Source organism: Methylobacterium sp. WL9, assembly GCF_008040035.1.
GTDB classification, from domain to species: Bacteria; Pseudomonadota; Alphaproteobacteria; order Rhizobiales; family Beijerinckiaceae; genus Methylobacterium; species Methylobacterium thuringiense.
Genome location: NZ_VRVE01000198.1, coordinates 1 through 731, shown reverse-complemented (window position 1 = coordinate 731; position 731 = coordinate 1). Strand labels below are relative to the sequence as shown.

General features: G+C 73.3%; 1 protein-coding gene and 1 pseudogene. One reads left to right on the top strand and one right to left on the bottom strand.

The window, feature by feature from the left end; all coding sequences use genetic code 11:
* Window positions 1–427, top strand: a pseudogene (locus FV217_RS23245) (hypothetical protein); the annotation flags it as partial.
* Between the two features lie 3 nt (window positions 428–430).
* Here FV217_RS23245 and FV217_RS22470 read toward each other — a convergent pair.
* On the bottom strand, window positions 431–731 hold a 301-nt coding region (locus FV217_RS22470), incomplete at its 5' end, for a UDP-3-O-acyl-N-acetylglucosamine deacetylase (RefSeq protein WP_187272684.1).

Genomic DNA, 731 nt, shown 5'->3' with positions numbered 1-731 from the left:
CTGCGGCCTCGGCTGGGATGCGGAGGCGCTGGCGCGGCAGCTCGGCGGGCCTGAGAGCTCGGCGAGCGTGACGTCCCCCCACCCACCTCATCCTGAGGTGCCGCAGCGAAGCGGAGGCCTCGAAGGAGGGCTCCAGGGACCGCGCGGCCCGCTGGAGCCCTCCTTCGAGGCTCGGCTGCGCCTCGCACCTCAGGATGAGGGGGTGGGTCGGAGCGATCCGTGGGGAGCACGCCCCGTCCTCGCTCATGCTCGCGCAGTGGCGCGGCTGGCAGCGGCGGCGGCCGGCGTCGAGGCGATCGAGGCGGCCTATCCGGATGACGATGCGACGGGCTTCGCTGCGCACCTCGCGGCAGCGCGGCGCGACGGCTTCGGCGCGATGTTCGCTCGAAATTTAGCCCAGGTCCGGCTCATCCGTGGCGCGCCGTAAGCCTCACGACTCGCAAAACACCCAGGCGTCGGGGCTTCGCATCAGCGTGGCCACGAAGGCGTAGGTGAGCTTGTGGGTCGGCCGGTGGGCGACGATGCGGCCGACGAGGGGATGGCCGGCGAGCGTCAGGTCGCCGAGAAGATCGAGGGCGTTGTGGCGCACCCGCTCGTCCGGGAAGCGCGCCCCGCCGAGCACCCACGGCCCGAGCTGGATCGCGGCGCGTCCGGGCCGGACCCCGCGGAGGATCGGTTCTCCCGGCGGATGTGCCATGCCGGCCTGGATGTCGCGCGTCAGGTCCGTCGGC